At 58.0% G+C, this 7,104-nt stretch carries 7 protein-coding genes; 3 read left to right on the top strand and 4 right to left on the bottom strand.

The features are described from left to right. The first annotated feature begins 126 nt into the window (after positions 1 to 126). Positions 127 to 753 carry a hypothetical protein gene (locus BGIM_RS66640; RefSeq protein ID WP_202947344.1) on the top strand — a complete coding sequence of 209 codons (627 nt, stop codon included), beginning with the start codon at positions 127 to 129 and terminating at the stop codon, positions 751 to 753. A 78-nt stretch (positions 754 to 831) separates the two neighbouring features. Here the strand turns inward: BGIM_RS66640 and BGIM_RS0131970 are convergent, their stop codons facing one another. Together BGIM_RS0131970 and BGIM_RS58640 are read right to left on the bottom strand one after the other, a co-directional pair. Beyond that, entirely contained in the window at positions 832 to 1,209 is a 378-nt protein-coding gene (locus tag BGIM_RS0131970; protein ID WP_020473735.1) for a rhodanese-like domain-containing protein, read from the bottom strand. A gap of 148 nt (positions 1,210 to 1,357) precedes the next feature. After that, positions 1,358 to 2,980: a YXWGXW repeat-containing protein gene (locus BGIM_RS58640; protein ID WP_162136309.1), complete on the bottom strand. Its 1,623-nt coding sequence runs from the start codon at positions 2,978 to 2,980 to the stop codon at positions 1,358 to 1,360. 321 nt (positions 2,981 to 3,301) lie between these two features. Here BGIM_RS58640 and BGIM_RS0131955 point away from each other — a divergent pair, with 321 nt between their 5' ends. After that, a complete protein-coding gene (locus BGIM_RS0131955; RefSeq protein ID WP_020473734.1) occupies positions 3,302 to 3,679 on the top strand; it encodes a zinc-ribbon domain containing protein in 378 nt (125 codons plus the stop codon). 28 nt (positions 3,680 to 3,707) lie between these two features. Here BGIM_RS0131955 and BGIM_RS0131950 read toward each other — a convergent pair whose 3' ends face one another. After that, positions 3,708 to 5,795 carry a PQQ-dependent sugar dehydrogenase gene (locus BGIM_RS0131950; RefSeq protein WP_020473733.1) on the bottom strand — a complete coding sequence of 696 codons (2,088 nt, stop codon included), beginning with the start codon at positions 5,793 to 5,795 and terminating at the stop codon, positions 3,708 to 3,710. A 143-nt stretch (positions 5,796 to 5,938) separates the two neighbouring features. Between BGIM_RS0131950 and BGIM_RS0131945 the strand changes: the two genes are divergently transcribed. Beyond that, the gene (locus BGIM_RS0131945; RefSeq protein ID WP_020473732.1) at positions 5,939 to 6,328 is read left to right on the top strand and encodes a hypothetical protein; all 390 of its coding nucleotides are present in this window, start codon (positions 5,939 to 5,941) and stop codon (positions 6,326 to 6,328) included. Between the two features lie 157 nt (positions 6,329 to 6,485). Here BGIM_RS0131945 and BGIM_RS65085 read toward each other — a convergent pair. Continuing rightward, the coding region (locus BGIM_RS65085; protein WP_162136308.1) for a hypothetical protein at positions 6,486 to 7,104 on the bottom strand (619 nt) is incomplete at its 5' end.

Below are 7,104 nucleotides of genomic sequence, written 5' to 3'. Positions count from 1 at the left end.
GGTGGCGGCTTTGGTGGCGCTGGCGGAAACCCCGGCGGCCCCGGTGGTGGTGGCGGTTTCGGTGGTGGCGGTCCCGGTGGTCCCGGTGGTCCCGGTGGTCCCGGCGGCGGTGGCTTCGGTGGTGGCATGCAGTTGCCCCCGCCGGGTGAGCTGATTCCCGTGTTTATGCGTGACATGCTGCAATTGAACGAAGAACAACGGAAATCATTGGACTCGCTGCAAAAGGAAACGGACACGAAACTCGAAAAGCTCCTGACGGCTGATCAGCTTAAACAGTGGAAGCAAATGCGTGAAGGCGGCCCCGGTGGTTTCGGCCCTCCCGGCATGGGCGGCGGCTTTGGCCCCCCCGGCATGGGTGGTGGCGGTGGTGGTGTGACGCTTGATCCGCTGGTGGCCCTGACGGACTCGCGGAAACCGCTTCGCAGCAAGGTGCTGGCGGTTCCGGCCCTGAAGGCGAAGTATCTGGAAAACGTCCGCAAGATTGCGACCGATTCGCTGGATTGGAAGAATCTTGGCCCGGTCGTGGCCCAATACCGCAAGCTCATTGAAGCCGAGGTGAAGGCCGATACCCGGAAGCTGGAATCTTTCGACGCCTTCGAGCGGACAACGGCCGATTCGCCGGCAACCGGTGGCGGCGGCCGCGGCCGGGATTTCCCGCTGCGGACCTTTGCGGATCAACGCCGGAAGTTTTTGCTGGATTACAAGGAAGGAGCGGCGACCCCGGCTCCGAAGGGCAGAGACGCGAAACAGTAAGGTGATTGTCGATTTGGAATGTGGATGCTCCCGGCAACGGCTGGCCGCTGTTGCCGGGTTGATGTTGGAAGCGTTTGTTTAGCTTTTTTCGACCGGCAGGCTGGCTTGCATCCAGGCCCGCCAGCCACCGTCCATGCTGATGACGTTCGTGTACCCCATCTTTTGGATGTTGTCGGCCGCCAAGGCCGACCGAAAGCCGCCACCGCAATACAGCACCAGCGGGGTGGCCGGGTCCGGAATCTTCTTCTCAATATCCCGTTCGATAACGCCCTTGCCCAAGTGGACGGCCCCCGGCGCATGACCGGCCGCGAACTCGCTTTCTTCCCGCACATCCACCAACACGAACTTTTCCCCGGCGTTGATCCGATTGACCACATCCACAAGGGTACATTCTTTGACCCGAGCTTTGGCGTCGTTGACGATGTTCAAGAATTGCGGGGTGTGTTGCGCGGCCATTCGATTTCTCCAGACGGGCGGTTTGATTCTGGGAACAGATATGCACGAAGGCGGGCGACGGGAAGGGGAACACTGATCGACGGGCAAAACGCCGCCACCCAAGAAGAATCTTCTTGGGTGGCGGCGAATCAACAGAAGTCACGGCAAGTTAGTCTTTCGGCTTCGGGCCGGGTTTCGGAACCGGCACTTTGGGCGCCGGAACCATCGGCGGGGCCTTCGGCATCGGAACCACGGCAGGCGGTTCCTTCGGCAACGGATTCTTCGGAACGGCAGGTTCCTTGGGCAACAGATTGGCCGGTTCCTTCGGAAGCGGATTCTTCGGCGTCACCGGTTCCTTGGGCAGCGGGTTCTTCGGTGTCACCGGTTCTTTGCCCATCGGGACGCCGGGTTTGAAATCGGGCTTCAACACATCTTCCGGGTGGGGCAATGTGGAGGCTTTGGCCTTGGCCGGATCATGGGCGGCCGGTTCCGGTTGCTTGGGCGCGGCCGGCGGGGCCTTCACCTTCACTGAGGCAGATGCGCCGGCGGAGGCGGTCACCGGCAGTTTCACTTTTGCCGGGGCTGTTCGGGCCGTGCCGGTCTTCGGGGCGGTGGCGCCCTCGGCCTTTTCCAACTTCACCCGTTCGGTCGCCAGTTTGCGGAACTCGGCGGTTTGGGCTCGTTGGGTTTTCAACTCGGCCGCCTCGACCTTTGCCAGCCGCACCGTTGAATTCTTGGCGGCGGCCACATCAGCCAGCGACCGGGCCAAAATCTGGTTTTGAGTGTTGGCCGTGCGGGCCAGTTGTTGTTGAGCGGCAAAGGTCCTCGCCGGGCGGGCGGCGACGTTTTGCTGAAGGTTGAAATAATTTGTCCGTTGATTGGCCGCCCAGTTTGGGTTGCTGCTGGCGAACGATGTGGCCGTGTAGGCATACAGCGGATCATACCCGCGACGGGAATTCGCATAAGAGAACCACGGGTAGATACCCGCCGTCGCATAATTGGCGGCGTAATAGTCGCCGAAATAATAGTGGCCATAGCGAGGACGGGCGAACAGGTTGCCGGCTAACAACAGCGGATCAATCACAACACTCGGCGTGTACGCATAACCGGGACGGAGTTGATTGCCGAACATGACGGGGGCAAACAACAACCCGCGTTGTTGCAACGGATAATCCCAATATCCATCAACGAACACGTAGCCATTGGGTGTCCAGTCATAGTGCGGGGACGACCAAACCCAATTGGCCTGGCCCGGCACCCAATAACCCGGCCGCCACAGATAGCGGGTGTCCCGCCACATCCAAACGCCCGGCATCCAGACGGAGTCGGCAGTGGTCGCCTCGCCAACTGGCCCGTTTTCCAAGGTTTCGGGCGGCGCGGGGAGATATTCGGTTTCGGCCGTCTCCGTGGAGGCCCAGAAACCGGACACCCACTGATAACCTTCGGCAGTTTTGTTCCAATAGCCGGGAACCCAGTTGCGCCCCGGCGGGATGTTCCGCCAGAGGCCGCTGACCCACAGAAAATCCTTCGATTCGTCGTCCCATTGCCAGTAACCGGGAATCCAGCGGACATCGTCCCCCTCCGGCTTTTGATCCGGCGGCAACTCTTCCACTGCCTCTGGCGGAGCCTTGGCAACCACCTCACCGGGTTCGGGGTTAAACTGAGCCGGCTGCCCGAAAGCCTCATGGACAGGCCCGCGAGTCAGCTCCTGCACGCCGGTGTCTTTGTCATCGGGCGCTGGCGGCGTCGGGGCTTGGGCCGCCGAGACGGCGGCCAATAATAAACATGCCACTGGCGCAATCAAAAATTTGTTGAAATAATGCGAGGGTTTCACAGTTTGATCTCATGCTTGGTTGAGGGCGATCATGCAAAGCAACCAGAGCAAACGCAATTATGATGCCATTGAATGAAACCTTTGAAACAAACCCCGTTCATGTGTTTGAAAACTCGGCCGGCTGAAAATATCAATCGTTGTATCCGTTACGCATCCGGGCGAGAGGTGAATTGGCCGCGAACCGTGCATCAGCCGGGGCGGTCTTTTCCGTCAGCGAAGGGATCACGCCGTTTGATATTGGCCGGATCACGAATGAGTTTATGTAGTTCGAGAAAGGCAATGAGCATGAAAAGCGGAAAGCAGCGCCGTGCGGAGCTTGATGCCAAGAAGAAGGCGAATCTCGCCAAATTGATGGCCGAGCAAGAAAAGGCCGTTCTCGCCGCTCGTGAACTGGAGGCGAGTCGAGGCGAACCCGTGAACAAAGAGGCGTTGGTCCCGCACAACAGTTACGAGGCTCCTGATTTCGTCAAGCGTGGATTCTATTTGGATTTGCCCTTCAGTTGTGTCAACTGTGGCAAACCCGAGATTTGGACGGCTGGTCAGCAAAAATGGTGGTACGAAGTGGCCAAAGGTTCTGTGTATTCGACCGCCAACCGATGCCGGGCGTGTCGGCGGTTGAAACGAGAACGGCAAACCGGCGGGAGAGAAAGACCGTGAGCGTCTGGCCTTCTCTCCCGTCATCTCGTCACTTCGCCCCGCTCGCAGATTTCACGAAACGGTGGATGCCCTTCCCGTTCGGGGAGAAGGTCATCACGTAAACTTCGCCGGCCTCGTCTTCGCCGTAGGACATGATGGAGGCCGAGTTGTTCTTGAGGGTACGGTTGGCCACCACTCGCTTCTTGGTTTCGTCGTACTTCAAGGCCCACATTCGGCCGGTGATGTAGTCGGTGTAAAGGTAGTGGCCTTCCAGTTCCGGGAGTTGTTTGCCGCGATAGACGTAGCCGCCGGTGATGGATTTGCCGGTTTCGTGGTGGTATTCCCAGATCGGTTCGATCAACTCCTTTTTCGGGCCGGTGCCGTCCGTGTGATACGGGTGCAGAGACTCGCGGCGGCGCCAGCCATAGTTGCCCCCTTTTTCGAGCAAGTTGATTTCTTCCCAAAGGTTTTGGCCCACATCGGCGAACCAGCCCTGGCCGGTCTTCCGGTCGAAGGACATCCGCCAGGGATTGCGGACGCCCAAGGCGAAGATTTCCGGGGCGGCTCCCTTGGTGGCCGCGAAGGGGTTGTCCTTCGGGATGCCGTAGGCTTTCCCTTCGGCCTTGCTGTTCACATCAATGCGGAGAATCTTGCCGAGCAGCGTGCTCATCATTTGGCCGTGATCGTCCGGATCGCCGCCGTCGCCGCCGTCGCCGAGGACGACATACAGGAAGCCGTCCGGCCCGAAGCAAATCGTGCCGCCGTCGTGGTTCCAGTATTTGTGGTTAATCCGCATCACTTCTTCCTCGGAGGCCGGGTCAAGCTGGTCCGGGTTGGTCTTGCTGATGCGGAACCGCGAGATCACGTTGGTCAGCCTCGGTTCTTTCAGGGTGTAGAAGATGTACACCTCGCCGTTTTCCTTGAACTTGGGATGGAACGCCAATCCGAGGAGGCCCTGTTCGTTTTCCTTGTCGTCGTAAAAGACTTTCTTTTGGATGTCGAGGACGACTTTCGTTTCCTTGTCGCCATCCTTGAAGGCATGGAGAACGCCTTGTTGCGTGGCGACGAAAATACGGCCCAAGCCGTCGGCCGCATTGGTCAGCAAGATCGGCCGAAGCGGGATGCGCTTGCCGGAGTCGGCTCCGGAATCCCAGCCGGTCCAGGTCATGTCCTTGAAGGCCACGGCCGTTTCAATCGGCAACGGGCTGCGATCCACTTCCCAGCCCGGTGGTTGGGAGGGAAGCGCCGTGATGGTTCCCGCGAGCATGTCGGGAACGAGGAGTTGCTGGTCGTTGGCGTTGTCCAGACACAAGTCGGCGGCGCTCTTGAATCCTTCGGCCATCAAGACAGGCTTCTCACCCGGCCGGGGGATCGACCACACTTTGCCTTCGGACCAAGAGGTGATGTACAACCGGCCGTTTTGATCGAAGCACAGACCGTCGCCACCTTTGAAGCCGTCCGCCACTTTCTCGACGGTCCCGTCGGCGAGTTTCAAACGGTGCAAATCTCCGCTGGCGAAGTCAACCACCAGCAAATGAAACTGACTGTCGAGCAGCAACCCGTTGGGGGTCTTCAGGTAGGGGGCGGTCTTCGCCTCGGCCACCACCGTCACGACGCGGGGGGCATCCGGGTCGTACTTCTTCAGCGGTTCCCCCGGCTTGGGCCTCTTGGGGAAATTCCCGGCGATGCGGAAGATTGCCCCGCCGCCGCCTTTGCGGTCGCCCGAATCGCTGATGTAGAGATTGCCTTCCTCGTCGATGGCGAGATCGTTGAGGAACAGCGGGGGAATCGGGAAATCCTTGGTGTCGGCATAGATGTCCGCCTTGCCGGACTTCAGGTTGATCCGCCGAACGCGGGTCTTGTCGGCCACGAACAACCACTGTTGATACGCGACCAACCCCTTGGGATCGTCAAACCCCTCGGCAAAGGGTTCGACCTTGTCCCCTTTCAGAAGGCCGACGGAGCCGTCGCCATCCTTGTCGAACTCGCCGATGAGGGAGACAAATGTCCGGCCATCGGAACTGACGGCGATCGACTCGGGGTTTTTCAACCCGGTGACCAGAGTTTTGCCCGGCGCGGCGGCCACCGCCGACACAGCCAGAAGCAGAGCAGTGAAGCCAAAAACAAGGCGGTTCACAATGGTTCTCCAGAGAGAAGGGAGACTGATTTGCGACTTTCGAGAGTATAGGAGAACCCATCAGGACTGGCGTGGAGCGAACCGTTCGGATATTCTCGGGCCTACAGGAAGGGTCAGAATGTCTTCGGTCAGGGAGGACCCTCATGAAGCAGTATGGGACTTTGATTGCCTTGATGTTGCTCACGGGAACAACCTTGGCGGGGAACACACCGGTCCTTCAAGTCTCAAATGTGAAACCGTCCCAAAAATCACGAAACGGGTTGGTTATTAGAGGAGGGAAGATTGTCGAATTATTCAAAGACGATCGCTGGACAAAGGCATTCGCTTTCGCTGACCAAATGGAAGAAGAAGCCAGACTTGAGCGAATCAAAACTCCTGCCAAATGGTACGACCCGTTGAACCATGTGATGGACCGGTTGCAAGAGTTGGACCGGCTTCCCTTTCGATTGATCGAGAGCTTGACCCAACCCGCCGAACCCAATGATCCCTATGCGAGGATGCAAAGGCTGCTTGACGAATCTGAAGATCTGTAGCACGCAAACATGGTCGTAAAAATAGTCGGATGTGTCTTTTCAATCAGGAGGGATTCTCATGAAACGCTTTTGGAGTTTGCTTGCCTCGTTGTTGTTTGCAGGAACAACTTTGGCGGGGAACACACCGGTCATTCATGATGTGAAACCTCCTGTAAGATCAAGGGATTTGATAATCCTTGGTGGTGCGGTTATCGAGCGGTTCCAAAAAGATTGTTGGAAGAAGGCATTTGCCTTTGCGGATCAATTGGAAGAAGAGGCCGAGCTTGAGCGCATCAAGGCCGAGGCCAGATGGTACGATCCGTTGAAACCTTTTCTGGCTCATGTGTTGTGGGTCGCCAAACAATCGAACAAAGTTTCCATTTGGGTGATGCAAAGGGTTAAAGGAAAAGCGGAATTGATTGCTTGGAACACTTGGCTTGACAAGTCGCTCCGCAAAGCCGAGGCACGTCAGCAGACCATTGATCGAATGATTAGTCAGCGTGCCAATGATCGAATGATCCAATTGCTCAACGAATCCGCGGATCTTCGACAAGCCCGCGAAGAAGGACATCGATTCTGGATGAACAATCAGCCATCGGTTCTGACCTACGAGCGGCTCAACGATCAAGTCACCGAACAACTCAATGGGAATGCCGGGAAACGACCGGCCCGAAGCAAGAAGCCGTGTTTTCACGCCGAGCCATGATGAAGCATGGCGAAGCCCGTCGGGAAATCGTTGGACCAGCGGAAATCGCGGTACCCTCGCTTGCGCGTTTTGAAGTTGCGCTTTTTGCTGA

The organism is Zavarzinella formosa DSM 19928 (genome assembly GCF_000255705.1).
In the GTDB taxonomy this organism is placed as follows: Bacteria; Planctomycetota; Planctomycetia; order Gemmatales; family Gemmataceae; genus Zavarzinella; species Zavarzinella formosa.
This window is presented reverse-complemented; position numbering and strand designations above follow the sequence as displayed.

Excerpts from the sequence above, each read along its gene's own strand:
- BGIM_RS66640 (WP_202947344.1), top strand. The coding sequence starts at position 127 with ATGCAGTTGCCCCCGCCGGGTGAGCTGATTCCCGTGTTTATGCGTGAC.
- BGIM_RS0131970 (WP_020473735.1), bottom strand. The coding sequence starts at position 1,209 with ATGGCCGCGCAACACACCCCGCAATTCTTGAACATCGTCAACGACGCC.
- BGIM_RS0131955 (WP_020473734.1), top strand. The coding sequence starts at position 3,302 with ATGAGCATGAAAAGCGGAAAGCAGCGCCGTGCGGAGCTTGATGCCAAG.
- BGIM_RS0131945 (WP_020473732.1), top strand. The coding sequence starts at position 5,939 with ATGAAGCAGTATGGGACTTTGATTGCCTTGATGTTGCTCACGGGAACA.